General features: G+C 62.7%; 24 protein-coding genes. 15 read left to right on the forward strand and 9 right to left on the reverse strand.

The annotated features are described in order from the left end of the window. Window position 1: 1 nt before the first annotated feature. Both CFB41_RS17925 and CFB41_RS17930 read right to left on the reverse strand, forming a co-directional pair. Window positions 2-2,386 carry a DNA polymerase II gene (locus CFB41_RS17925; RefSeq protein ID WP_089457334.1) on the reverse strand — a complete coding sequence of 795 codons (2,385 nt, stop codon included), beginning with the start codon at window positions 2,384-2,386 and terminating at the stop codon, window positions 2-4. Window positions 2,387-2,482: 96 nt separating this feature from the next. After that, window positions 2,483-3,241, reverse strand: coding sequence for a hypothetical protein (locus tag CFB41_RS17930; RefSeq protein ID WP_089457335.1), 759 nt, complete (start codon window positions 3,239-3,241; stop codon window positions 2,483-2,485). Between the two features lie 482 nt (window positions 3,242-3,723). Here CFB41_RS17930 and CFB41_RS17935 point away from each other — a divergent pair, with 482 nt between their 5' ends. From CFB41_RS17935 to CFB41_RS17995, 12 genes are all read left to right on the forward strand, one after another. Next, window positions 3,724-6,570, forward strand: a complete 2,847-nt coding sequence (locus tag CFB41_RS17935; protein ID WP_089457336.1) for a type VI secretion system Vgr family protein — start codon at window positions 3,724-3,726, stop codon at window positions 6,568-6,570. A 3-nt stretch (window positions 6,571-6,573) separates the two neighbouring features. Next, a complete protein-coding gene (locus tag CFB41_RS17940) occupies window positions 6,574-8,589 on the forward strand; it encodes a phosphatidylserine/phosphatidylglycerophosphate/cardiolipin synthase family protein (protein ID WP_089457337.1) in 2,016 nt (671 codons plus the stop codon). A 3-nt stretch (window positions 8,590-8,592) separates the two neighbouring features. Next, window positions 8,593-9,903, forward strand: a complete 1,311-nt coding sequence (locus CFB41_RS17945) for a sel1 repeat family protein (protein WP_179250091.1) — start codon at window positions 8,593-8,595, stop codon at window positions 9,901-9,903. 75 nt (window positions 9,904-9,978) lie between these two features. Continuing rightward, window positions 9,979-11,016, forward strand: coding sequence for a sel1 repeat family protein (locus tag CFB41_RS17950; RefSeq protein ID WP_089457339.1), 1,038 nt, complete (start codon window positions 9,979-9,981; stop codon window positions 11,014-11,016). A 25-nt stretch (window positions 11,017-11,041) separates the two neighbouring features. Continuing rightward, complete coding sequence (locus tag CFB41_RS17955) at window positions 11,042-11,965, forward strand: hypothetical protein (RefSeq protein ID WP_089457340.1); 924 nt, start codon at window positions 11,042-11,044, stop codon at window positions 11,963-11,965. Window positions 11,966-12,537: 572 nt separating this feature from the next. Further along, window positions 12,538-12,741 carry a cold-shock protein gene (locus CFB41_RS17965; protein ID WP_089457341.1) on the forward strand — a complete coding sequence of 68 codons (204 nt, stop codon included), beginning with the start codon at window positions 12,538-12,540 and terminating at the stop codon, window positions 12,739-12,741. Window positions 12,742-12,972: 231 nt separating this feature from the next. Next, complete coding sequence (locus tag CFB41_RS38185) at window positions 12,973-13,125, forward strand: hypothetical protein (protein ID WP_179250093.1); 153 nt, start codon at window positions 12,973-12,975, stop codon at window positions 13,123-13,125. 405 nt (window positions 13,126-13,530) lie between these two features. Then, entirely contained in the window at window positions 13,531-13,809 is a 279-nt protein-coding gene (locus tag CFB41_RS17975; RefSeq protein WP_089428589.1) for a hypothetical protein, read from the forward strand. Window positions 13,810-13,856: 47 nt separating this feature from the next. Continuing rightward, the gene (locus CFB41_RS17980; RefSeq protein WP_089443608.1) at window positions 13,857-14,066 is read left to right on the forward strand and encodes a hypothetical protein; all 210 of its coding nucleotides are present in this window, start codon (window positions 13,857-13,859) and stop codon (window positions 14,064-14,066) included. A 33-nt stretch (window positions 14,067-14,099) separates the two neighbouring features. Then, complete coding sequence (rpsU, locus tag CFB41_RS17985; RefSeq protein WP_006754722.1) at window positions 14,100-14,312, forward strand: 30S ribosomal protein S21; 213 nt, start codon at window positions 14,100-14,102, stop codon at window positions 14,310-14,312. Window positions 14,313-14,321: 9 nt separating this feature from the next. Beyond that, window positions 14,322-14,528 carry a hypothetical protein gene (locus tag CFB41_RS17990; RefSeq protein WP_089457343.1) on the forward strand — a complete coding sequence of 69 codons (207 nt, stop codon included), beginning with the start codon at window positions 14,322-14,324 and terminating at the stop codon, window positions 14,526-14,528. A gap of 46 nt (window positions 14,529-14,574) precedes the next feature. Further along, window positions 14,575-14,886 (forward strand): hypothetical protein, encoded by a 312-nt coding sequence (locus CFB41_RS17995; protein WP_089457344.1) that lies wholly within the window; start codon window positions 14,575-14,577, stop codon window positions 14,884-14,886. Window positions 14,887-14,975: 89 nt separating this feature from the next. On the opposite strand, the gene CFB41_RS18000 is transcribed toward CFB41_RS17995, so the two are convergent. Next, complete coding sequence (locus CFB41_RS18000) at window positions 14,976-16,550, reverse strand: EAL domain-containing protein (RefSeq protein ID WP_089457345.1); 1,575 nt, start codon at window positions 16,548-16,550, stop codon at window positions 14,976-14,978. Window positions 16,551-17,038: 488 nt separating this feature from the next. Between CFB41_RS18000 and CFB41_RS38665 the strand changes: the two genes are divergently transcribed. Further along, entirely contained in the window at window positions 17,039-17,230 is a 192-nt protein-coding gene (locus CFB41_RS38665) for a hypothetical protein (RefSeq protein ID WP_256941078.1), read from the forward strand. Between the two features lie 139 nt (window positions 17,231-17,369). On the opposite strand, the gene CFB41_RS18010 is transcribed toward CFB41_RS38665, so the two are convergent. Then, window positions 17,370-17,675 carry a hypothetical protein gene (locus tag CFB41_RS18010; RefSeq protein WP_089443776.1) on the reverse strand — a complete coding sequence of 102 codons (306 nt, stop codon included), beginning with the start codon at window positions 17,673-17,675 and terminating at the stop codon, window positions 17,370-17,372. A 74-nt stretch (window positions 17,676-17,749) separates the two neighbouring features. Then, entirely contained in the window at window positions 17,750-18,796 is a 1,047-nt protein-coding gene (locus CFB41_RS18015; protein WP_089457346.1) for an AraC family transcriptional regulator, read from the reverse strand. A 94-nt stretch (window positions 18,797-18,890) separates the two neighbouring features. Here CFB41_RS18015 and CFB41_RS18020 point away from each other — a divergent pair, with 94 nt between their 5' ends. Beyond that, window positions 18,891-19,910: a sterol desaturase family protein gene (locus CFB41_RS18020; RefSeq protein ID WP_089458910.1), complete on the forward strand. Its 1,020-nt coding sequence runs from the start codon at window positions 18,891-18,893 to the stop codon at window positions 19,908-19,910. A gap of 91 nt (window positions 19,911-20,001) precedes the next feature. On the opposite strand, the gene CFB41_RS18025 is transcribed toward CFB41_RS18020, so the two are convergent. The 3 genes from CFB41_RS18025 to CFB41_RS18035 form a co-directional block, all read right to left on the reverse strand. Beyond that, the gene (locus CFB41_RS18025) at window positions 20,002-21,621 is read right to left on the reverse strand and encodes a histidine-type phosphatase (protein WP_089457347.1); all 1,620 of its coding nucleotides are present in this window, start codon (window positions 21,619-21,621) and stop codon (window positions 20,002-20,004) included. 179 nt (window positions 21,622-21,800) lie between these two features. After that, window positions 21,801-22,235 (reverse strand): phosphatase, encoded by a 435-nt coding sequence (locus tag CFB41_RS18030; protein ID WP_089457348.1) that lies wholly within the window; start codon window positions 22,233-22,235, stop codon window positions 21,801-21,803. Window positions 22,236-22,560: 325 nt separating this feature from the next. Further along, window positions 22,561-23,919: an NAD(P)/FAD-dependent oxidoreductase gene (locus CFB41_RS18035; protein WP_089457349.1), complete on the reverse strand. Its 1,359-nt coding sequence runs from the start codon at window positions 23,917-23,919 to the stop codon at window positions 22,561-22,563. Between the two features lie 101 nt (window positions 23,920-24,020). On the opposite strand from CFB41_RS18035, the gene CFB41_RS18040 reads away from it, so the two are divergent. Beyond that, complete coding sequence (locus tag CFB41_RS18040) at window positions 24,021-24,974, forward strand: LysR family transcriptional regulator (protein WP_089457350.1); 954 nt, start codon at window positions 24,021-24,023, stop codon at window positions 24,972-24,974. A gap of 21 nt (window positions 24,975-24,995) precedes the next feature. Here the strand turns inward: CFB41_RS18040 and CFB41_RS18045 are convergent, their stop codons facing one another. Further along, complete coding sequence (locus tag CFB41_RS18045; protein WP_089457351.1) at window positions 24,996-25,199, reverse strand: hypothetical protein; 204 nt, start codon at window positions 25,197-25,199, stop codon at window positions 24,996-24,998. Window positions 25,200-25,259: the final 60 nt, after the last annotated feature.

The raw sequence follows: 25,259 nt of genomic DNA on the forward strand, positions 1-25,259 counted from the left end.
GCTACTCCAGAAACAACTGCCCCTGCCCGGAGATCACGCGCTCGAAGTCGTCGCGCAGGAACGGCAGGATCGCGTCGGCCACCGGCTGCAACTGGCGGCTCAGGTAGAACGCATAGTCGATCGGCGAGCGCATCGTTTCGAGCGGCTCGGGGCCGGCCGTCGTCATCACGTAGCTGATCCAGCCGCCGCGCTGATACTGCAGCGGCCGGCCCTGTTCCTGGTTGAACGCGTCGGCGATCCGCGCCGCGCGCACGTGCGGCGGCACGTTGCGCTCATACTCGCGCAACGGCCGGCGCACGCGCTTGCGGTAGACGAGCTGGTCGTCGAATTCGCCGGCCAGCGTGCGCCGCACGGTGTCGCGGATGAAATCCTGGTACGGCTCGCGGCTGAACACGCGCCGGTACAACTCGCGCTGGAACTGCTGCGCGAGCGGCGTCCAGTCGGTGCGCACCGTTTCGAGCCCCTTGAAGACGAGGTCCTCGCCGCCGTCGGCCGCTGCCGCGAGCCCCGCGTAGCGCTTCTTGCTGCCTTCTTCCGCGCCGCGCACGGTCGGCATCAGGAAGCGGCGGTAGTGCCGCTCGTATTGCAGCTCCAGCGCGCTCTCGAGCCCGAAGGTTTCGCGCAGGTGCGTTTGCCACCAGCGGTTCACGTGCTCGACGAGTGCACGGCCCTTGGTGCCGGCTTCGTCGTCGTCGTGCGCGCGGCCGAGCCACACGAACGTCGAATCGGTGTCTCCATAGATCACTTCGTACCCCTGCGCTTCGATCAGCTCGCGCGTGCGGTGCATGATCTCGTGGCCGCGCATCGTGATCGACGACGCGAGGCGCGGGTCGAAGAAGCGGCAGCCCGTCGAGCCGAGCACGCCGTAGAACGAATTCATGATGATCTTGAGCGCCTGCGACAGCGGCGCGTTGCGCTGCCGCTTCGCATCGTCGCGGCCTTCCCACACACGGCGCACGATATCGGGCAGGCAGTGCGCGGTACGCGAGAAACGTGCGCCGAGAAAGCCGGGCACCGATGCGTCGTCGCCGGGATGCGCGAGCCCTTCGATCAGCCCGACCGGATCGATCAGGAACGTGCGGATGATCGACGGATAGAGGCTCTTGTAGTCGAACACGAGCACCGAATCGTACAGCCCGGGGCGCGAATCCATCACGAAGCCGCCGGGGCTGTTCTGCCCCGTCACGTCGCCGAGGTTCGGCGCGACATAGCCGAGCCGGTGCATGCGCGGCAGGTACAGATGCGTGAAGGCCGCCACCGACCCGCCGGTGCGATCGGCCGCGAGGCCCGTCACGCTCGCGCGTTCGAGCGCGAAGGACAGCAGGTCGGCCTTGTCGAAGATGCGCGTGACGAGTTCGCAGTCCTTCAGGTTGTAGCGCGCGAGCGCCGGCTTGTCGTGATCGAAGCGGCGCTGGATCTCGTCCATCCGCTGGTACGGGTTGTCGATCGACTTGCCTTCGCCGAGCAGCGCCTGCGACACGTATTCGAGGCTGAACGACGGGAACGTCCACGTCGCGGATTTCAGCATGTCGATGCCGTCGAGGATCAGCCGGCCGGCCGCGCCCGCGAAGAAGTGATCGGGCTGCTGGCCGTGCGCGCGCCAGTCGAGCACGCTGCCGCCGCGGCCGAGCTTCAGCGGGATCCCGTATTGCTCCGAATGGGCATGCAGGATGCGCAGGTCGAACTGCACGAGGTTCCAGCCGATCACCGCATCGGGATCGTGTTCGTCGAACCATTCGTTGAGCCGCGCGAGCATCGCGGGCCGGTTGTCGCAGTAGTCGAGGCGGAAGTCGATGGCGTTTGCTGCGTCACCGTCGCCGCCGTTCGGCGGGCCGAGCATGTAGACCTGGCGTTGCCCGCAGCCTTCGAGCGCGATCGAGTACAACTCGCCGTGCACGCTGGTTTCGATGTCGAGCGACACGCAGCGCAGCGCCGGGCGATACCCGGTCGCGGCTTTCAGCTCGGCGCCGGTCAGCGTGCCGTCGGGGCCCGGTTGCCCGCGAAACTGCACGCACGCCGTGATGAAGCGCTCCATCGCATAGCGGTCGGGCGGCTGCACGTCGGCTTCGTAGACGTCGACGCCGGCTGCCGCGAGGCGCTTCTGCAGCCCGGACAGATGGCGATAGCGCTTGCAATAGAGGCCGACGACCGGGCGCTGCCGGAAGTCGCGCAGCGCGAGCGGGCGCAACTCGGCCTCGCGCTCGCCGGCCAGCGAGCGTTCGGCGAGCGCCTGCTGTTCGGCCGGAATGAACGCGACGGCTTCCTGCGGGCGCAACCGTACGCGGCGCGGACCGTGTTCGGTTGCCAGCCAGAACTCGATCTCGATGCCGGATGCGGTGTCCCGCCAGTGGCGGGTGAGGATGAAACCCTGCTCGAACGCCGTCAAAACGCTTGCTCGTGGTGGATGCCCAGGCGGCGGATTTTAGCGCTTGGGCGGGGGAACCGCAGGCGCCGGCCGCGAGAGCGTCACGACGTCACCGCATCACGACGGCCGCATCAGTACCCGCATGCCCGGCGCGATGGACCGCGTCACGTCGCCGAACCCGACGAGGTCGACGCGCGCGGACGCTTGCCGGTCGGCCGGGGACAACTGGCTGCGGGGCTGGACGACGATCTCGCGCATCTTGTCCGGGATGCCGTCGAAGACATCCTTGGTCGTCTTTTCCCAGTTCTTCGCCATCTGCAGCCACGAATGCAGGTACCGGATCCGCGCGACCCCTTTCAGCAAATTGCCGATCTCCGGATGGTTCGGGTCGTAAGACGATCGGAAGAACTGCCCGAGTTCGGTCGCGATCCTGTCGAACCGCAGCGATTCGGCCACGCAGAACACGACAAGCGATTGCGCGAGGAAGCGGTCGTCGGGCCTGAGCATGCGCTTGTCGCCGCCCTGTATGCGCAGCAGGCCGCGAATCGCGCTGTCGAGCGAGAAGCCGCGCTCCGCATCCTCGCCGCTGGTGGCGGTTGCTTCGAACGGCATCCTGTCGAGGTTGTGCGAGTAATTCTCGAACGGATGGCCGCCAATCAGCTCGACGTACAGGTCCCGCGTGCGCATGTTCAACACGAGCGGCGGGCTGACGGTGCTGGGGAGCACGCTGACCGTGAAGGAGGGCGGCAACGCGTTCGAGCAGATCCGGTAGAACGTGTTGTCGTAGCGGATCAGGTTGGTGTCTTCCGTGACTGCGTTGCGAATGGCGGCGATCTGGGTATCCCAGGTACGCCCGACGCGCAGGATGAAATTCATGGCGATGTCTCCTGATGGCGGACCGAAAGCCCGCACGGCCGGATCGGAAATAGGTGGCGGGTACGTGTGGCGTCCCGTCGTCTCTCTCGGTTGCTCTTCTTGGGGTGCTGCCTGTGCTCACATCGATGGGGAAGTTGTTCGGTCACCTTTTCTGCGAGGAGCCGGCAACGGACGTGAGGCGAACGATCATAACAGGGCGTATGGGGCAGGGATCGCAGTTGGCGGGCGTCGTGCGGATAGGAACGTCAAGCGGAAAGATGCGGCGTCGCATTGCGCGGAAGTCGTCGCCAGGCGTCACTGGGCTGCCGGGATACCGGTGCGGATGGGTTGTGCGGAGCAGCAGGGTGAAATTACTAAAGCCATTCATAGGGATGAATGAACAATTACAGTTTTCAATTATTTGAATTCCACCCGATTGACGTCACAGAATCGTCATTCGTAAAATCGTCAGTCAAGAACAACATAATTCTGAGAGAGGCGCTATGGATGCGCACGGCGTGATCGGGGCGATTACGGGAGGGCTGGCCCAGCAGGAGCGGCTTCTCAAACTTGATACTCCGCTTGGCAACAATGTTCTGATCCCCCATCGGGTATATGGGCAGTCCCGTATCGGTCGAGATTACCTGTTCATGATCGACTGCGTGTCGACGTCGAACGATGTCCAGCTCAAGACACTGATTTCGCAGCCGATCACGCTGTGGATCCAGCAGACCGACAAGACCTATTTTCCGCACCACGGCTACGTTCATACCGCGAGAAAACTCGGCGTAGACGGTGGCCTCGCGTGCTACCAGCTCAGTTTCTCGTCGTGGCTGCATTTTCTGAAGTTCCGCCGCGACCAGCGTCACTGGCAAGACAAAAGCGTCGACGCGATCATTACCGATGTATTCAACGATCATCCGCAGGCACGCGGGATGTATCGCTTTGAATTGTCGCAACCGCTGCCTTCGCGCTCGTACTGCCGTCAGGACGAAACCGACTGGAATTTCATTCACCGGCTGCTCGAATCCGAGGGCCTGTACGGCATCTGGAAACAGGCGCAGGACGGCAAATCCCATACGCTGGTGATTACCGATCGTCTTCAGACGCTCGAGCCGCTTGCGCCGGCAACGGTCGAATTTTCCCGCGCGGGCGTTCATGGCGAAGTGGACGCGTTGACGCAGTGGGCCGGAACGCGGACGCTGCAGTCTGTCCTGTTGTCGACGCGAACGTTCGACTACAAGAATCCGGCCACGCCAGCCAATCCGAAAGCGACGTCGGTTCCAACAATGGCCAATCAGGGCGATCTCCCTTCGCAGGCCGAAGTGTATGAATATACGGGCGGCTATACGTACCCCGAGCAGGAGCGTGGCGACCATCTCAGCAAGATCCGCATGGAGGAATGGGAGTCGCAGGCCAAGCGCTACGACGGTGTCGGCGGGGTGCGCCGCATCGATGCGGGGCGGCGATTTACGCTGACCGGACATCCCGAGCATGATCAGGACGCGGCGGACCATCGGGAATTCGCGGTGATCGAGGTCGAGTGGATCATCGCGAACAACGTGCCTCTTTCGGGACACGAAGCAAATTACCCGCATAGCCTCTATCAGGCAGTGAAGCAGGCCGAAGCGGACGACACGGACAAGCTGTTCGCCGTGTCGCATGCCGATGGCTCGACGGGTTTCTATCGCGTTGCCATCGAAGCGCAGCGCACGTCGGTTCCGTATCACAGCCCCCTCGAACACAAAAAGCCCGAAGCGAAACTCGAATCGGCCATCGTTGCCGGTCCGAAGGGGGCGCAGGCGTATACCGACGACCTGAACCGGATCAAGGTGCTGTTCATCTGGGACCGGCACAACCAAGGCGACGAGCGTGCTTCATGCTGGGTGCGTGTCGCGCAATCCGATACCGGCGACGGGTACGGCGGCGTTCACATGCCGCGCGCGGGAGAGGAATTGCTGATTGGTCATATCGGGAACGACATCGATCGTCCGATTGCGCTACACCGGGTGTACAACGGGAGCGCGAAGCCACGATGGCATTCGAATGCCCTGCTGTCGGGTTACCGGTCTCAGGAGTTCTCGGGGAGCGGTTACAACCAGATGGTGATGGACGATTCGACGGGCCAGAATCGCGTGCACCTGTACAGCAGCAGTACGAACGCAGCGTTGCACCTGGGCTACCTGATCGACCAGACCGACAACACGCGTGGCGGTTACCTGGGCAAAGGCTTCGATCTGAGTTCGGACGCCTACGGTGCGCTGCGGGCAGGGCGAGGGCTGTTCGTGACGACGCACCCGGTCGCCAGTCAGCCGCTCGACACGACGTTGGCGACGCGTCAATTGACCGGCTCGGCGAATATCCTCGATGGCCTGTCGCAGGCAAGCGAAACGTCGAAGGCGGAAAGCCTGAAGGAGGGCCATGACACCTTCAAGGCCTTTGCGGATGCGGCGCAGCACAGCGAGTCGGGTGCGACGGGCGGTGGCGGTGTGACGGCCGGTGGAGGGACGGGCGATGCCGGCGCGTTCAAGCAGCCCGTGATCCTGGTTGCCGCGCCTGCGGGTATCGGTCTGTCGACGCAGAAGTCGACGCACGTTGCAGCCGATCAGCACGTCAATATCGTTAGCGGGCAAAGCACGCACGTTGCGACCGGCAAGTCGCTCGTCGCCAGCATTACGGAGAAACTGAGCCTGTTCGTGCAGAACGCCGGGATGAAGCTGTTCGCGGCGAAGGGGAAGATCGAGGTTCAGACCCACGCAGACAATGTCGAAGTGACGGCGCAGAAGTCGCTGCTGCTGGCGTCGGTGACCGAGAAGGTCCAGGCATCGGCACAGCAGGAAATCCTGCTGACGTCGGGCGGTGCGTACATTCGGCTGAAAGGCGGCGACATCGAGATTCATGCGCCCGGCAAGATTGACGTCAAGGGGGCGCAGCATGCGTTCAGCGGTCCGACGAGCATGGACGTGACCAATCCCGCGTTCAAGGATCTGCCGACGCGACGGCTGATGCTGAATACGATGGCGTCGCCGTCCGCGACCAGTGTCGTTCCGGTGGGCATGCCGTACAAGCTTTACGCAGACGGGGCGCTGATCAAGCAGGGCGTGTTCGACAAGACGGGGCAGTTGCCGATCGATCACCAGGTCACCACGCAGAAGTACACGCTGGAGATGGCGAATGGCGTGAAGCACGAGATTCCGGTGCCGGGGGAGTATCGGGATGCGGCGAATGGGAAACTCGCCAATCAGGGGTTTCAGTTCCTCGAGAGTTCGCCTGACGACGAAGTCGCTCCTGATCGGGCCGTCCACCGACAACAGTACAACGATCTGCTCAACCCTTCTTCGGACGCATAGCTCATGGCAATGCAGAACAATACCTTCACTACGCCGCTGGCTCTGAATCACACGTCGAACGCGACGGCGACGCTGCCATGGTTTCTGCAATTTACCGAATACGCGGCGAAGCAAGCGACATTCAGGCCCTTGGTAAACGGTAAAGAAGCATTTCAGACGCTCTATGATGTGCTCATGAAAGCACAGCACACCATCGACATCATTTGCTGGGGGTTTCAGCCGTCCATGTATTTCAAGCGCGACGGTAGCTCACTTCGGATCGGAGAGTTGCTTGAGCAGAAGGGGCAGAAAGGCGTCAAGATCCGATTGCTGTGTTGGCGGGACCCGTTGTACCTCACCGAATTGGGTGAGAACAACATGCCGGGCTACGACGTGGTGACCGGGCTGAAGCAACATATATCTGACGACACCTATCGTCGGAGCACGATGTTGTCCCGTGACTATCAAACTGATGAAGAAAGAAAATTCGACGCGGAATGGTATTGGCGGGCTGACTTGAATAACGTAACAAGCGTTTCACTGGTGTCGCCCGTGACGCCCCTGAAGCCCATGGCGAAACTGGCCTACGAAAAAGCGCGTGCACTGTACTACAAAGACCACGCGCTAAAGAATGTCGACTTCGCCACTCGGGGTTTCAGTCCCGCCAATCGGGCGGAGATTGCATGGCGTACTTTCTGGCATGGGAAAGACAAGGACCGTGACCTCGAAACCAAGGCGATGAACAGCGTTGGCATGGGTGCCGGAATTCCGACACACCACCAAAAGATGGTGCTTGTTGACTATGAGGACCCGGAGAACGCCGTCGGCTTTGTGATGGGGCATAACATGCTCGATCAGTACTGGGATACGGATGATCACAGTTACAAGCCAAAGACGCCTTCGACCGGGCGAAATGGTCCAAGTCCGTGGCAAGACATCTCCAGCTATGTGACTGGTCCGGTATTGCAGTATCTGAATGCGAACTTCTGCCAGGCATGGGACGATGCCACCGGCCAGGGCCTTGGCAAGGCACGGGAGGGTCTTAAGGATCGCCTCAAGGTTCGATACGCTCCGGGCGGTGATACGCCGATGATGGCCCAGATCGCGCGCACGCAGTCCCAGAAGGGGCGACGCGACATCGAGAAGCTTTATCTGCAAGCGGTGAACAACGCAACGCAGCACATCTTTATCCAGAATCAATATTTTCGATGGCCGCCGCTTGCGGATGCAATCAAGGCGGTCGCTGCCAAGCACGTCCATTGGGGGCGCAACGTCACCAAGGATGGCCCACTGTATCTGTTTGCCATCACGAATTCGGGTGAAGAGGCAGTCGGAACCGGGACCGTCAATACTTACCGCATGCTGAACGCGTTGGGGAAGGCGCAGAGCATTCCGGGTGTCGCGGCGTTGGAGCAAGAGGACGCTCGCCAGTCCGATTTGAAGAATCAGATGGCGTCGGTTGTGGATCAGCAGTCGCAGGCAAACCAGGCGTTGCTTGGGGCGTTCGAAGTGCAAGGCATCGTCGACTCGCCGGACTCGGCAAAGCGGGTTGCCGATGCAAAGGCGAGAGTCGAACAATTGAAACAGCAACGGGAATCGATTGCATCGCAAATGAAGAGTGCGCCGCAACCTGTTCTCAACCAGGAATACGAGGGCCTCAAGGTTCATGTCTGTACGCTCGTGGCTCCGGATTCCCCGCCGGGCAACTGGGTGCCCGTCTATGTTCATGCAAAATTGATGACGATCGACGACGTGTTTACGACTCTTGGTTCGGCGAACATCAACACACGTAGCATGGAAGCGGATAGCGAACTCAATATCTGTCACGAGAATGGTGACGTGACCAAGAGACTACGCAAGCAGTTGTGGAGCCTGCACACAAACAAGGAGGGAATGCAGGATGCTCCGGCTGAGGCTTTTACCACATGGACTGATATTCTTAAGAAGAATGCGGATCGCCAGAATGGTGGCGTTAAATCTCCATACGCTTCAATCGTTCGTTTCATGCGCATGTCAAACGAACGCTCCTACAAAGATTGAAAAATGAGAAAGTCGCTCTCAATTTATGCGGTTGTGTTGCTGGCGTGTGCCTGCACCCCAAAGGAAGACTCAGTGGAATCGAATCTACCCGATATGTCGGCCGTACGGGCCAATCTTTCATTCACGTGCGTCCATGAGGCCGAACACCTTGCACCGCTTGATCCGAAGGCAGATCAGTTGTTTCAGTATGGACGGTATTTGCAGAAACTTGATGGTCCAAAGGATTTCAATGCGATCGTTCGATACTATCGAATTGCTGCAGCGTATGGCCACTATAAGGCTAATTCCAATGCGCAGAAATTGATTTCTCAAGGGATGGCCAATTCCCCGGATGGAGCAAAGGAAACTGTTGAGCTTGCAAAAAAATTAGTCAATGATGGTGTTCCTGGTGGCTATTACGACATCGGGCACTACCTTGAAATAGGCTATGGGTTAAAGCAAGACACCGAGATGGCCTTGCGGTATTTCAGGAAGGCGGCCGACTTGGGAAATCCTGAGGCCCAAACCTACGTCGCTGAGCAACTTGCGCCACACGATCGGGCTCCCGATATTGCTAGGCAGATGCGACAGTGCGCTACTGATCAAGGCTATGGCGAGGCTGCCGGGGTGCTCGGAATTAATCTTCAGGAGCAAGCAAATTATCAAATGGCGGTGAAAATATTTCAGTCAGGAGTTCGGGCCGGGGATGTAACCTCTGCCTCGTATTTAAAAAATGGATTTGTTTCTTCGTCGCCCAAAGACGAACTCTATTACTTGGGCCTCTCGGTGGACACCGAGCGATCAAAGCGCTACGAAGCTATCTGGAAATTCCTGACCGATCATGAAACCAGGAACCCCAAGGTTCTCGATATCGACAAGATCGTTCCATTGCCACCCGCGAAGCTGCCACCTTGGGACGGCACATTCCAATGGCAAAAGGAGCAAGACGCAGCTACGCCGCCTCAGAAGCCTTCGGATGAGTTCATCAACGAGATGGCGAAAGCCAAGCATCTCGATCCTGCGACCGGGTTGCCGCTTCCGGGATCGGTAGACAAGACGTCACAGGTCGAGCAACCGGAAAATGTCGCATCCCGCCTGCCGTTGGGTGCAGTGGCGCGCACCGGCCAACCTTGCCCGGAAGACGGCGTGTGGTGCGCGAAACTCGGTAGCGGTCAGGTCGGAGATACGGAACGTCGATTTCTGAAGGGAGACGCATTGCCGTCCGTCGTCGTGCATGAACCGAGAAAGCTGGCGATACTCGACAGCATGATGGGTACGCGCCAGCGCGTGGAGCAGGTTTCGTGGGAACTTGTGGCTTACCTTGATCAGGTTTGATCGACTCATCCCACAATGCTGCGTGGCCGCAATTGCTAGCTCGATTGCGGCCACGCGAAACAGGCTCGATCAACCATGCGCAGAACGCGTATCGTCCTCCTGATTTCGTGTCTGCTGGAAGCTTGCTCGAAGAGCGAAAATGCCGCGAGTCCGTTACCTGATGTGAGCGCGGTACGTCTGAATCTGGCCTTCGTCTGCGTCCACGAGGTCGATCATCTGCCCCCTCTCGATCCGGAGGCGGATAAATTATTTCAATACGCCCGGTATCTTGAGAAAGAACAAGCGCAGAAAGATCTCAACGACGTCGCTCGCTACTACCGGATTGCAGCAGCGCTCGGGCATCACAAGGCCAATCACAATCTACAAATTCTGATTTCGTCTGGGGCGGCGTCGTTACCTGACGCCGAGAAGGAGAGTGTCGAGCTTGCCGAGCAGTTGGTCACGGCGGGTATCGCTAGCGGCTATTACGATATTGGCCACTACCTGTTGAACGGCTATGGCCTCCAGCGCGATGAAACTGCCGCGCGCCGGTATATTCGTAAAGCGGCTGATCTGGGTAACGCCGATGCGCAATATTACGTTGCGAACTTGCTTGATCCAGCCGACGCTGCGCCCGACATCGCTCTTCAGATGTTTCAATGTGCAGCGGAGCAGGGTCACGCCGAGGCGGCGAACTACCTTGGCGTGAGTCTTCAGACTGACAAGAAATTCAGTGATGCTGCCAAAGCATTTCAAATGAGTGTTGCGGCAGGCAGCAGTCAATCGGCGCTCTTGCTCGAGAGCGCGTTTGATGTAAGTGGCGGGAACGACCCGGTAAGCAATCTTGACCTTCACGTTGATCCTGAGCGTGTTCACCGATACAACGTCATCGGGAAATTTCTTCGAGCCAATGACGGCCGTAACCCCAAGGTCCCCGACTTGGACAAGATCGTTCCGTTGCCGCCTGCAAAGCTCCCGGCGTGGGACGGCACATTCCAGTGGCAAAAGGATCAAGACGTCGCCACACCGCCCCCGAAACCCTCGGACGAACTCATCAACGAATTGGCAAAAGCCAAGCATCGCGACCCCGCGACGGGACTACCGCTTCCCGGCAGCCCGACATCGCACGGCTGATTACCTCATCGACCCCGGAGTCCAAATGAATTCCCTCTACCGGCCCGTCTCATTACCCAGCGCCGCCGCACTCGTCGTAGCGCTCATCATCACGGTGCTGTTTCTGTCCGGCCTGTACGTCCAGTTGACGAGGCTCTCGCTAGACACGCAGATGCTGGCTTTGCAACTGGCCAGTTTCATCCAGAACCTGGTGTTCCGAACCGGCCTGGTTTATCTGATTGTCCGATGGCACGGGGAGCATCGCGATCAGCCTGCGTTCCGTCGCCCCGCGAGATTGCTCGCGAGCTATGCGTTGTGCCTGCTGGTCTGGCAGATCGCACAGATATTCATCGTCCAGGTGGTGCTGCTGAGTCTGGCCAGAAATGGCACCCATCTGACGGCCATCGTGAATCTCATCGCGCCTGTGAGCGCCGCCCTTTTTGCATTCGTGGCCTGGTTCGCATGGCGGCTCGTCACGCGCATGTTTCGCAACGATGCGATACCCGAGGCGCCACGAGGTCACGCAGCGCGGCCCGTTGCCGGCCTCGCGGCGTGGCTGTTCGCCTGCGTATGTCTGCTCTTGATGACGACGACGGTGCCGATGTTGCTCGACTATTTTGACGACGACCTCGCGCGCATGATGTTTGGCTACGTTGGCGCGGTTGCCGTTCCCGCGGCATTGGTTTTTGCGGGGGCGCGACTCGGCTTGCCTCGCGACCTCGTGCGACTGCACGGCTGGCGTCTGCTGGGCGCGTCGCTCGCGGCGATGGCATCCACCTCGGTGGTTTTCTATCTGGCGGTGCAGTTGCTTGGCGGCATGCTTGGGGCGGGCGTGTTGTCCGGAATGATGGCGATCGTTGTTCTTGGCTGTGCCTTTGTGGCTTATTGGGTGTGGTTCCGCGTGTTCTACGCGCCCGTGCGTCGCGACACGGTAGAAACGCCGCGGGGGATGCCGTCGAAGGCGCCCTGAGTCGTTTGAGGGGCCGGATGGAATCGGAACAGTGACAAACTGAATCGCACGGGTTCCTTCCTGCCGGCTGGCCCCCCTATGTATTGAATGCGGACCGCTTGGTGCTCCGCCGCGAAGCGAGCCCGATGTTGCGCGCGTTCGCGCGCGCGGAGGGTTCGCGCATGTCGATGACGTCGCGTGGCACGTCTTCTCCGCCGCCGAGGGCCTTTCGGTGGTCGAGCGTCGGGAGACCGGGTTCTTTGCGCTGATCAATGGAACCGAGACAGAGCATCAACTGTGTTAGGTGGCCACCCTCTGATGTCGCCGCCGGGATGGCCGTGGTCGACGAATGCGCCTCCCGTCGAAGCGTCGATCAGTGACGCCCGGACGGCGGCGGCGCATTCCGCCCGTCCGCCGAAAGCGCTTGACACGCTCTGTGATGACACGTACTGTCGGTCGGTGAAGTATTCAAGAAGCGCGATTGCTGCTCATCATCGACCGTAGCCTGCGGTATTCGTTGTCCTCCCCCTCCTTGATTCTTTTCCCGAACCCGTCAGGGTGTGCTACGCACGTTCATCTTCAGGAGATCTAACATGGATACCGGTACCGTCAAGTGGTTCAACGATGGCAAGGGCTTCGGCTTCATCACGCCCGACAAGGGCGGCGACGATCTGTTCGCGCACTTTTCCGAGATTCGCGGCGACGGCTTCAAGACCCTCGCCGAAGGCCAGAAAGTCAGCTACGAAACGAAGAACGGCCCCAAAGGCCTGCAGGCATCGAACATCACCCCGCTGTAATCGCCCGGAGCCGTCCGCCTCGTTCACGGAGCGGCGCGCAATCGCCGCTTCTTGCGCTATGTGCCGCCGTCTCGGGCGCCACGTGTGCCGATGCAGGCCCGGCAGGGCCAGCCGCTGCGCATCGGGATGTCGAACCCGCGTGCACATGTGCGCCAACCGCTTTCGCAGCGTGTACACGATCGGACGAGCAGTGCTCATCGGATCGTGCACACCGCGCAGCAGGAGAATCGCATGACCCGAAGTCAGTCACGCAGCAACAAGGCGCCGCCGCGCGTCAAGCCGGCCGTGGTGCTGCCCAAGCTCGGCACGGCGCTGAACTGGGTGCCGCCGAAGCCGGCCCTGGATACGCAATCGCGTCCGAAGAAGCGCACGTCGGCTCCGTAATAGCGATCCGGATCATTCCGCCAGTCAAGAGGCGGCCACCGGCTGCTTCGCCAGGAGAGCGATTCCGGCGAGGCCGGCCCGATCGTGACCGGCTTCGTCGGTACAAGGCAACGCGGTCCGCGCGACACCCCGCAACCCGACACCGTGCACCTGCGGCGCGTCCGTGCGTCGTTGTGCGTCATCCAGAATAAGTTGGGCGCTCGGCAAACGATGCGCGTATGATGGGTTCATCCGATCGACCCTGGTAAGCCGGTCGCTCGCTCCTCCCTCTACCCGTTTGCTGCATCGCCCCACCTCCGCGCTGCAACGTTGTCCCTTTCACCTCACTGGCCCGCCCCGCAACGGGGATACTGGCCGGCCCTGTTCGCCCGTGCGATGCGTCGCGGCCGGACGCAGGAGCTTGTCATGAGCATGCATATTTACCGTGGATTCGAGATCTATCCACTGATTTACCCTCACGCGCCGGCGCTGGATGGCAGCCCGCACAACTACGATGCCGGTTTCGATGCGGCAGTCAAGATTTGCCTGCGCGGCGATACGCTGACGCACAGCCAGACCTTCAGGTTGCGGGACAACGCCCCGTTCGGCAGTGCCGGCGATGCACGTCGTGCTTCGCTGCGCTACGCGGAAAACATCATCGACGACAATCGCGACAAGCAAGGCTTCTTTTCCGGCACGCCTTGAGGCAAACCGCCAAGGCAACGCGATGTGTTGTCAATTCGGAGGACGAAATGATCATCGATGAACTGCTCGGCCTGATCAGGCGGCATGAGGTCATCAGGACCGACGCCATCCTGCCCACCGGAATCGGCGATTCAGCGCGGTGCCATCAGCAGGAACTGCAAATGTTCGTGGCGGTACGCGCGTTGTCGATCGGAGCCGGATATTCGGAGTTCGAGTCCGACGAGATCGCGAGTGCCGTCATGACACGACTCGGCTAGTGCGCCGTTCAACCATTCGAAAACAGGAACACCATGACGACCGTTACGCTGAAGGTCAACGAACCGATCGATGTCGCGCTGCGACGATTTCGGCGCGATATCGAGAAAACCGGGCTGATTAGGGAGTTGCGCAGTCGCACGGGCTATGAAAAGCCCACGACGGAACGCAAGCGGAAAAAGGCGAGCGCCGTGGCCAGGCAGCGCTTGCGCGCGAAGCGCATGTTGCCGCCGCGCAAAATGTACTAGGAGGGCATCATGTACACCATGCCGGCCGAGGCGCCCCCGTTTTTCCCGCTGACCAAATGCAAAGTCGATCTCGATCGGCAGAAGGACATGGTGACGCTGCTGCCGAGCTTCTATGCGTTCGGATGCGAGTACACCAGCCGCGGTTTTCTGATCGGACGCGACGATGCGTTCAAGTTGATTGCCGCGCTCGAGAAGGCGCTCAGCGTCCAGGGATGAGCTGACGACGACACGCTCGCGAGCATCGACAACCCAAGGGCGAACCATGCGTGTCACGACGAAGTACGTCGATCTGCTCTATTTCCTCGTTGTATTGCAACTCGTGACGCAACGGAAGACGCACGAGTGGCTGTCGTCGTTTCAACTCGTCGAATCGCTGCAAGGCTGGCTGGTTATCCATCGTGCCAAATGCGATTGGCGCGATCGGGTCTGGATAGGCCATGCTTCGCTTCAGATCGCGAAGGCGGCCCGCCCGGTCGACGCTGAGTCGCCGGAGACCGGCGCGCCACGGGATGCGCTGGCAGACCGGTCGAGTTTGCGGATGAAGTGCATCCGCTACCTTCGGGAGCATGTCTGAGCGTGGTCGCGCTCGCACGAGCGGCACGCGGGTGCCGGTCGGCGTCGAGCCGGCGTCAGTCATGCGGGATCGTGCAGGCGGCCACGCCGCTACACCGGCGCCCACGCAAACTCCTGCTTCAAATGTTCCACCCGCTGCGGCCGCTGATACAGATACCCCTGCGCATACTGAATCCCGACCGTATGCAGCGCGCGATGCTGCGCTTCCGTTTCCACGCCTTCCGCGATGATCTTCAGGTCGTAGTGATGCGCCACGGACGCGATCCCCTCGATCAACCCCGCGCTGCCGCCGTTCAGTTGCGAGACGAACTGGCGGTCGATCTTCACATAGTCGAACGGAAAACGTGACAGCAAGTCGAGATTGCTGTGGTGCGTGCCGAAATCGTCGATCGCGAACTTCGCGCCTTTCGCTCGCAGCGCATGGAACATCGCGGTGGTCCGCGCATTCTTCTCGAGCAGAATGCGCTCGGTGACTTCGAGCACGAGCGTAAAGCCGGGCGGCAGCGCGCGGATCGCCTCCTCGACGACGGACACGAACCGCGTGCGCTCGAGATCCTTCGGCGCGATGTTGACGGCGATTCGCAGCGGCGCGCAAGGCGTCAACGCGGACAGTTCCGCCACGGCTGTCCGCAGCACGAATTCGGTCACTTTCGGCAACACCGCGCTCGATTCGACCTGCGGGATGAACACGGCCGGGCTGATGGCCCCCCACTTGGGGTGCTGCCAGCGCAACAGCGCCTCGACGCCGACGGTCCTGCGCGTCTCGACATCGACGATCGGCTGGTACACGACGTGGAGCTCGTCGCGCCTGAGCGCGTTGCGCACGGCCTTCAGCAACAGCCGGCGCGGCGCCATCGCGAGCAGGTAGGCCGCCATCACGAGGCCGTCCGCCAGCAGCACGATCGTGATGCCGATCAGCCGATAGTGCTGCCGGACCTGCGATGCATACTGCGCGGATGCGGCAACCCGCACCGTGAACGGCCAGCGGGGCGACACGATCGTGCTGCCAATCACGGGTTCCGTGGCCGATTCCGGCGTGAATTTCCCGTGTTGGTCGAGATGGCCCGATCCCGCAATCGACAGCGTCGCGGTCTCCGTCCCGTAGCGGGCGCCGTGCGCGAGCGCGTCGGCTACGTAGTCGCCTTCGATCAGGTAGAGCACACCCGCGCCGGGTGCGGTCGCGTAAAACACGGGCAGCACCGGGATGCCTTGCTGGAACGGCGTCTGGCGCAGCAACGTGACGAGCGTCGAGCCCGGTTCCGGCTCGTGGGTATACGCGCCGAGCGGCAGGTCGATCGCCCCCAGCGCCGACGAGCACATGACGCGGCCCTCGTGCACCAGCGCGACGGCGCGCAGATAGCGCAGGCGCGTGCCTATCTCGGCGAGCGTCCGGAACACCGCCGGGCATGGCCGCCCGACGAGCGCGGTCAGTTCGTCCACATGCCGCAGGCGCGCGCCGTCCAGGATGCGGTCCACCGAGGCCACGATGTCGTTCGCGATGACGCGCTCATGCTCGGTGACGGCGTCGCGCGCGTAGCGGTCGGCAAGCGCGATCGCGAATGCCGGCACGAGCACGCAAACGATTACGGCGGCGAAAAAGGCGACCCGCGGCCATGCGCCGCTGCGCTGGAAAACGGCCTTCGAGCCTGGCGTGAACGCTGACATTCCCGCGGTCGCCTTGGGTGTTGTGTGTATGGAGAGGCGAGTCGAACCGGTCGATACACCCCCGGCGCATGCGTCATGCCGGGTTCGGGCCATGCGCGGTGCGTGCCGGTATCGCAATGCGATCGATGCGACGGTCGCGACGGGCATCTGCGGCAGACCCGGCGCAATCGGCCAATCATTCCGGTGACTTGCCTTGAGAAAACATGTGCCTGCAGCACATGTAGATAGACGTAGCACACCGAAAAAAACCCGACCGCATGGTCTTGCGGCCGGGACGAAAAAGCACCGTCTCTTTGGCACGAGGATGGTGCGCGGCAAGTATAAGATGTGATGAGAGATTACGAAATATTGTTATTCAACTATTGGTGTAGTTTTGTCATTGCGTCTGGAAAGGAAACATTCTTTCGGGATGCTGTCTTCGTCGACCTGCCGACGGCCTGCGATCGGTCGCCGCGCGATACGGTCGTACGTCTCGCCGGAGCTTCGGGATGCAAGAAAATACCGCGCGCACGGTCATCGTGACCGATGGCGCAGCCGCTGCCGACGGCGGTTCGCTGTGGATCCGGATTGCCGTGAACGGGAACGCCAGCACCTACTCGCTCAACCGCTCGCTCGCTGCGCTCGGCACGCCGCGCTACAACACCATCAGCGGTGAACATGGCCCGCTTTCGAAAGGTTAACGAAAGGAATTGCTCGCGCTGCTGCGCAGCATTGCCGACCCCGCGATGTGGGCCGGCATGGTCGGTACGTTCGTGCAGGTGCTGCAGGCGTCCGCAGAGGAGTGAACGATACGGTGCCGGCGCGTCGCGCGGGCCGTGTTCAGAAATCGTTGCGCATCTTGCGCAGCAGGTCACCGCCCGACTGGTGCGTATCCACTGCGGTGAGCACATCGGTCAGGAACCACGGCAGGTTCAGTTGCGTGTTGGCATCGCTGACGCAAACGCGGATCGGCGGTGCCTTTGACGACGCGCGCGCGTCGGGCGTGGCGTCGCGGGACGGTACGCAGTTTTTTGCGTGCACTTGAACGGGAGCAGGCTCGGCGCTACCGGCCGGCCCACCGGCGGCGGCCGGCAAGCTGACGGCGGCCAGCAGGGTCAGAAGAGCAACAGGGGCAGCGCGTTTCATGGGATTCTCCGGCGATGCTCGTTCGACCGCGCGGGCGGACGCGAGTTCGTCGGTGGCACGCTTGCGCGCCGCGCTCAGCCTCGCGCGACGTTCGCGGCCCGTGCCGGTTGCCGGCTGCGCCACTGCTGCGGCGATTCGCCGGTCCAGCGCCGGAAGGCGCGCGTAAAGGCGCTGTGTTCCGAATAGCCGAGCAACCAGGCGACTTCCGCGAGCGTCAGCCGCGGATCGTTCAGGTGGTCGATCGCGAGCCGCCGCCGCGTGTCCTCGCGCAGTATCCGGAAGTTGAGCCCGAGTTCGGCAAGCCGTCGATGCAGCGTGCGCGACGACACATGCAGGTCCGCGGCGATCTGTTCGAGGCTCGCTTCGCCCTGCGTCAGCAGGCGCGCGACGGCTTCGCGCACCGACTGCTCGAGATCGTCCGTCTGCCGCAGCTCGGCAAGCAGCGCGCTCGCCTGGCGTTCCATCATCTGCAGCAGCGCATCGTCCGGCTGGCGCAGCGGCTGCATGAGCAGGTGCAGCGGGAACGCGAGGCGGTTCACCGGCTGGCCGAATCGCACCGGGCAGCCGAAATAGTCGATGTACGGTTGTTCGTCGCCGGGCGACGGATGCACGAAGCAGACTTCGTCAGGCCTGTGATGCGTGCCGGTGATGTTGCGTGCGAACTGGACGATGGCCGTCAGCGCCACTTCGTCGACCAGCGGGCCGAGCGTCTCGGGCGCGTCGTGCCATTCGATCGCGACCGATGTCGCCTCGACCCGCACCTCCATGCGCGCGACGTTCGCGATCAGGTGTTCGTACTGCTGCCAGCGCGCGAGCGCGGCGCCGGCATCGCGGCACGCATGCAGCGCATAGCCGAGCGCACCGAGATGGGCGGGCGTGATTCGCTGGCCGACGTGCAGGCCGAGCAGCGGATCGTCGAGCGCGCGCACCGCGCATTCGAGCAGGCGCCGCCAGTGAGCGCTCGCATACAGCGTGAGTCCGCGATCGTCCTCGGGCGGCCGCGCCTCGCCGAGCACGCGCGCGGCATCCTTGCCTTGCTCGGACAGATAGTCGAACAGCAGCCGCACGTAGGTGCTCGAGTAGTAGACGCGCTGCGTCGATAGCGGGGAGGCGGCGGGCATGGCGGAAAGTGTCAAGTAATCGTCGGCAAGTGTCAACGCGGGACGACCCGCGCGCGACCATACTGCCGGTCAGTTCTTGATCGAGGCCGCGAACATGCCGACCGAGTTGATGACGTGGCTCCATGCGTTCCTGGGTAGCGGCGTGGACTGGAAGCAGGTGCTGCTGATCGGCATGACGCCGGTCTTCCTGATCGCGTTCGCGATCGAATACGCGGTGATGACCGGGCGCGGCCGCCGCGAGCCGTTTCGCTGGAAGGAGATCGTCGCGAACCTGTCGCTCGGCGCCGGCTATCAGGTGGCCGAGACCGTGATGGGGCTCCTGTTCACGGGCGCGATCTTCGCGTGGGTCTATCGGCACCGGCTGTTCGACGTGCCGGTGAACGGCTTCACGATCGTGCCGATCTTCGTCGTCGTGGAGTTCTGCTACTACTGGTTTCATCGCACGTCGCATCGCGTGCGCTGGTTCTGGGCCGCGCACGTGCCGCATCACAGCGGCGAAGTGATGAACTTCACGACCGCGATGCGGCAGTCGCTGCTGAACGCGTTCGTCGGCGTGTTCGTGTTCTACCTGCCACCGGTGTGGCTCGGCATCCCGCCGGCCGTCGTGCTGTTCCTGCTCGCGGTCGATCTCGCGTACCAGTACTTCGTGCATACCGAAGCGATCGGGCGACTGCCGCGCTGGTTCGAGTACGTGTTCGATACGCCGTCGAACCATCGTGCGCATCATGGCCGTAATCCGCGTTATATCGACCGGAACTACGGCGGCGTGCTGATCATTTTCGATCGCCTGTTCGGTACGTATGTCGAGGAGACGGAGCCGGTCGACTACGGGATCACGCAGCAGATTCGTTCGTACAACTTCCTGGTGCTCAACCTGCACGAATTCGTCGACATGTGGCGCGACGTGCTCGCACCCGGGCCCGTCCAGCAGCGGCTGAAACACCTGTGGATGCCGCCCGAATGGGAGCGGCCGGGGCATCGGCCGATCCATACGTGGAGTGTCGAGCGCAAGGGCGAGGAGGAGACGGCGACAACCTCGGGTGCGATGCCCGATGAGGATGCGTCGGCGCCTGGGCGCAAGATCGTACAAGCCACCGGTACGCGATCCGGCTAACCTGCGTGCTTTCCTCGGCGAAAGGCGCGGCGGGCAATGACGAAGAAAGTAGCGGAGCGAGCGGGTGGCGTCACACGCTGCCCGCGTCACCTCACTGATACCCGTAACACTGCTTCAACCCCGCGTAGTCATAGAAGTGGCTGCCCGGCGCGATCTTCGCGCCGTCGCACGCGGCCTGGAAATCCGTTTCGCGCTCGTTGTACAGCATCTTCACGATGAGGCGCGAGCCGTTGCGATAGACATCCCACTGCATGTTCGCGGCCATCGGCGACACCTGATCGCCGCGCCACGGATTGTTCGCGTACGTGTACGTCTGCGTCTGCGGCGTCGGCACGAACACGTTCTTCAGATTCATGATCGACGCGAACGGAATCACGATTTCCGCGTGCGTGAAGCGCAACTTAGCGGCACGGGTCAGGTCGCCGCGGGCGATTGCATCGACTTCGCCGAAGAAATCGTCCTGCAGCACCTTCGCCATCCGGTACGTGACGGGGTTCGCTTCCTGGATGCCGGGCCCCTTCTGGTAGTAGTCCTCGGCATCCTGCAGATACGCGAGATACTGCGCCTGCTCCGCGCCGATGTACTTCTCCATCGTGACGCCGCCGGTTTCCGCCGTCATCGCGGGCGCGACCTGCAGCAGGTTGTACAGCACGTTCACTGCATCGACGGGCGTCGCGATCTTCGTCTTGCCGTCGCCCTTCAGCGTGTTGGTGAACTTGCCGTCCGCCGACGTGAATGCATAGGTGCCCGTGTTCGCGAACGTGTAGACGTCGGTGCCGAGCTTCGCGATGAAGGCCTGCGACACGAGCGCGGACAGCACCGTGTGCGCGACGTCGGCCGCCTGCGGCGCGGCCTTGATCGCGTTGAGCTTCGCGGCCACCGTCGCGTCGTTCGCATAGGCCTGGTATGCCTGGCTCGCCTGGTAGGTCGCGTAGTACGGATTGCCCGTATCGGTCACGAGATCGGTGGCCGGCTTCAGCGCATGGAAATACAGCAGGAAGCGGTTGGTGCCGGCCGGCTGCGCGACCGGCGCGTTCGCGGGGTAGCCGGACGGCGCGGCGGGCAGCGTGATCGCGGTGGCCAACGCCGGCTGCGCGGTCACGAGCGACGCGGAGAAATACGTCGAACTGTCGACCGCGCGATCCTGGCCCGAGTTGACGACGACGACCTGCCGGTTGCCGGCCGCGAACAAGGCGGGCAACCGCTGCGCGAGCCGCGTGGCGAGTTGCTGGTGTTCGCGGATGCCGGTTTGCGTGAGATTGCCGTACCCGGGCGTCGAGATGCCTGCCACGCCATAGCCGAGCAGCGCGTTGGCCTTCATCATCGCGACCGTGTCGGCCTTCAGCTGCGCGCCGAGCGCGGTCAGTGCGCCGTCGGCCTCGGCCTTGACCAGCATCGCGTAGATCGCGCCGTCGTACTTGAAGCCCGACAATCCTCGCGAGCCGTGGCGCGCGACGAGTTCCGTATAGACGGGCGCGTAGCCGGCGGGCGGCGCTTCGTACGTCGCGGCGTCCTGCTGCGGACGGTACGGCGTCTTCGTCTGGTAGTAAGTCGCGGGTGTCGGCTTGGGCTGAGGCTGCGGTTGCGGTGCGGGCGTCGAACCGCTGTTGTCGGCAGCGGCCGCGGGTGGTGTCGAGTCATCTCCGCCGCAGGCAGCGAGCAGCAGGCAGGTAATCGCGAGGGCGGTGGCGGTGCGGATCGGGCGTGTCATCGTGGCGGGCAACGGGCGGGACGAGGCAGGTTTGCGTCGTCCCGTCTCCGGGAGTGATCGGTCAAGCCCGGAAGTGTTGCAAGCGACTTTGACAGCAGAATGTCAGGATTAAGTCGGGCAATCGTCGGATTTCCGCCGCGTGGTACATGGCCGGCCACCGCCGGCCGGTGTGGCGGCGTTCAGTGCAGCCCGGCCGATGCGATCGAGCGCACGGTGTCGGTGATGTTCACGCAGCGCGACAGGCCGAAATGCTCGGCTTCGCGGCGCTCCGGTTCGCTGCTCGCGATGGCCACCGCGCGTTCGGGCGGCACGCCGAGTGCCTGCAGCGCGACGTCGAACGGGTGCTGGCTTGATCTGGAGTCCTGCTGATTGGCGTCCGTGACGACGACCGAGAAGCGGTCGAGGTTCGCGCGGCCGAACTGGCCTTCGAACATGTCGCTGAGCCGTGCGGCCGGCAGCGTCGTGACGAGACCGAGTCGATATCCTTCTTCCGATGCCCGGTCGAGCCACTGGATGATCGCATCGCGTTGATGGCGCGATTCATGCGAATCCGGTGTTGCTTCGATTTGCGCGAATGCTGCGTCGAGACGGGTGACGATGGCTTCGATAACCACGGTGATTCCTCTTCAGAGACGTGATGATCCGTTCGCCGACGGGAATGCCACACACCTTAGCGTCGATCCGGAAATCGCGACCAATTAATATTTATAGCCGACCCATACGATTCGACTAATGAATGGGCCGCGCGCCAATGTGGGCGCGGGATGCGTGCCGCGCGGCCTGTTTCGCGCGAATCGCCTCTTATCGACGGTCTTCGATGTGATGCACCCGATTCGCGCACGCAATGAATGCACCGTGCAAGTGCAAATGAGAAAACGGCATATCGAGCGATGCACGCCCGATATGCCGTCTTGTGATGCTGCGTGTGAACCGACGTGATCAGTGCAGCTTGATCGACGGCTGGTTGCGGCTTTGCAGCCAGTGGCTCAACGACTGGAACAGCGCACGCTTCATGCCGACCACGCTGAACAGGTGCTTGCGATACAGGAACTTGTACAGCCCGATCGCGGCGAGCCCGTCGACGATCAGCGAGCGCGAGCGCACGCTGATGTCGGCCTGGTACACGGCGCCTGCATGCCCGAGTGACACCACGGTGCCCGCATCGCGGAACGTGAAGCCCGCCACCGGCTTGCCGACGACACGCCGCGCGAACGCGTTGACCAGGTACACGGCCTGCTGATAAGCGACCTGCGCGCGCGGCGGCAGGAAGCCGTTCGCGCCGGACGTCGGGCACGCGGCGCAGTCGCCGAACGCATACACGTGCGGGTCGTCCGGCGTCTGAAGCGTATCGGTCACGATCACCTGGTTCGAGCGATTGAGCGCGATGTCGCCGATCTGCCGCAGGAACGCGGGGCCCGCCACGCCGGCCGCCCAGATCGTGATGTCGCTCGCGAGCCGTTCGCCGGTCGAGGTCGTCACGGCATCCGCGCCGACTTCCGCCACGCGGGTATCGGTCAGCACGTCGACGTTCAGCGCGCGAAGCTGTGCGTGCATCTTGCCGGACAGCCGCGCGTCGAGCGCCGGCAGGATACGCGGGCCGCCTTCGATCAGCCGGATGTGCACGTCGCGTGCGGACACCAGCGCCTTGAAGCGGTACGTCGTCAGTTGCTGGATCGCATCGCGCAATGCCGCTGCCAGCTCGACGCCCGTCGCGCCCGCACCGATCACGTTGATGCAGATCGGCGCCGCACGCCGCGCAGGCTGCTGCTCGGCCAGGTGATTCGCCTTCGTGCAGGCCGCGAGGAACTTCCGGCGGAAATCCTCGGCCTGGTCGAGGTTCTCGAGCGGCAGCGCGTGGCGCTCAGCACCCGGCACGTTGAAGAAGTTCGTCACGCTGCCGACGGCGAGCACGAGATCGTCATAGCCGAGCTCGCGCTGCGGCAGGATTTCCGTGCCGTCCGCGTCCTGCACGGCCGCGATCGTCGCGGTGCGTGCCGCGCGGTCGACCTGTTGCAGCGCGCCCTGCACGAAGCGGAACCCGTGGCGCTTCGCTTGCGCCGCGTATTCGATCGTGTGCGAGGCCGGGTCGCGATGGCCCGATGCGGCTTCGTGCAGCAGCGGCTTCCAGAAATGCGTCGGATAGCGGTCGACGAGCACGACTTCGGCTTGCCCGCGGCGTCCGATCGTATCGCCGAGACGCGTGGCGAGGTGCAGGCCGCCGGCGCCGCCGCCGACGATCACGATGCGCGGCAGGCGCGGGGCGCGGTCCGTTGCAAGGTTGGGCGTGGTGTTGTCCATGTTGGGTTCCCGCTTGAATGACGATTCGGATGACATTGCTCAAGAACCGACGATATAGTTTCGAACCTACTCGAACAATTTAATGTTTATAAGCGACTCATATGTATTCACTTATAGGAAAGACCGCGACGTTCCGGCAGTTGAAGGCGCTGGACATGATTGCGCGGCTCGGCAGCGTGTCGCGGGCGGCCGAGGAACTGAACCTGACGCAGCCGGCCGTGTCGCTGCAGGTTCGCCTGCTCGAGGAGGCGGTGGGCGCCGCATTGCTGCAGCGGGTGGGGCGCGGCGTGCAGCTGACCGCGGCCGGCGAGATCGTGTCGCGCTATGCGCGCGAGATCCTGCATCTGTGGAGCGAGGCCGGCGACGAAGTGGCCGCGCTGACGGGCGATCTCGGCGGCACGCTGCGGATCGGCGCGATCACGACGGCCGAGTACCTGATTCCGCCGCTGCTCGTGAAATTCACCGCGACGCGTCCGCATGTGAAGACGTATTTCAAGGTGGGCAATCGCGACGACATCATCCGCATGCTCGCCACGCATGAAATCGATCTCGCGGTGATGGGCAGCGCGCCGAAGGAGCTGCGCACGCATGCGGTCGAGTTCGCGAAGCATCCGATGGTGTTCGTCGCGGCGCCCGGCCATCCGCTGATGCAGCGCAAGCGCGTCGCGCTGAAGGATCTCGAATCCGCGCACCTGCTCGTGCGCGAACGCGGCGCGGGTACGCGCTCGACGGTCGAGAGCCTGTTCAAGAACGCGGGTTACCGGTTCCATGTGGGCTCCGAACTGTCGAGCAACGAGGCGATCAAGCAGATGGCCGAAGCGGGGCTCGGCGTGGCGTTCCTGTCATTGCACGCGTGTGCACTCGAACTGCGCACCGGGCTGCTCGGGCAACTGCCGTTCCCCGGCAACCCGATCGAGCGCGAATGGTATGTGGTCACGCTCGCCGACCGGCGCATTTCGCAGGTTACGGGGCTGTTCCGCGATTTCCTGATCAAGCAGGGCGCGCCGGTGATCGACGGCGCGACGGTGGCGCTGCACGAGCGGCGGCGCAAGTAGGCGGATGCGTCGGCCGGCCGGTCAGACGAGCCCGAAGTCGTCGTTGCTGTCGGGGATCGATGCGAGCAGCCGTTCGAGCCGATACCAGCCGACGATGCGCAGGTACCAGGCGGTGACGGTGGCGAAGGCGGTACGGTCGTTGCGGGGGCCGGATGAAGGGCGATTGGCGGCGGAAGGTGAGCGCGAGGTGAACGCTGCGCGTTGCGCAAGGCACTGTTGGGGCATGACGGTCTCCGTAGGTGTCGGATGGGGCCATCGTAAGCGGTGCGGCGCCCGTCGGCGCAC

The sequence above is a fragment of the Burkholderia sp. AU33803 genome, from assembly GCF_002223095.1.
GTDB lineage: Bacteria > Pseudomonadota > Gammaproteobacteria > Burkholderiales > Burkholderiaceae > Burkholderia.